This is a genomic window from Pseudomonas psychrophila, from assembly GCF_001043005.1.
Classification (GTDB): Bacteria; Pseudomonadota; Gammaproteobacteria; order Pseudomonadales; family Pseudomonadaceae; genus Aquipseudomonas; species Aquipseudomonas psychrophila.
Genome location: NZ_JYKZ01000111.1, coordinates 1 through 520 on the forward strand (window position 1 = coordinate 1; position 520 = coordinate 520).

General features: G+C 57.1%; 1 pseudogene. It reads right to left on the bottom strand.

The window, feature by feature from the left end:
- A pseudogene (locus tag TU76_RS24340) lies at positions 1–241 on the bottom strand (TonB-dependent receptor); the annotation flags it as partial.
- Positions 242–520: the final 279 nt, after the last annotated feature.

The window sequence follows — 520 nt, forward strand, 5'->3', positions numbered from 1 at the left end:
ACGAAGACACCCCGGGTTGTTTATTCAGGGTCTCACCCAAGCTGCCTTGCTGCTGCAAGGTCAGGTCATCCCCTTCCAGTACCGTGGTCGGTGAGGCGAGCTGGATGCTCCCCACGGGATTGCCGGTAATAACTTGGGGTTGCAACTCCAGCGCGTAGACCGGAGAGGAGATCAGCAGTGCGGTGGCCAGCGGCGTCAGGCGCAGGCGACGCACGTGACGGGGGAGAGCGGGGGATGACATTGCAGGTTCCTTGGCAGAGAGGGGGCGTTCAACGCAGGTTATGATATTAACTGTTGTTACAATATAACATCTCTTTTGTGATCGCCGAGCGGAACTTTTTTGCCAGTCATCAGCCATAGCTAAACTCAGTCGCGGGCGAATGCGCTTCCCCCTGAGCAAGTGCTCGGCTATGGTGCGCGGCTTTCCCTCTCTTGCTTAAAAAGGCTCGGCATGACTGAACCCAATAACAACCCATTGCATGGCGTGACGCTGGAACAGATCCTCACGGCGCTGGTAGCG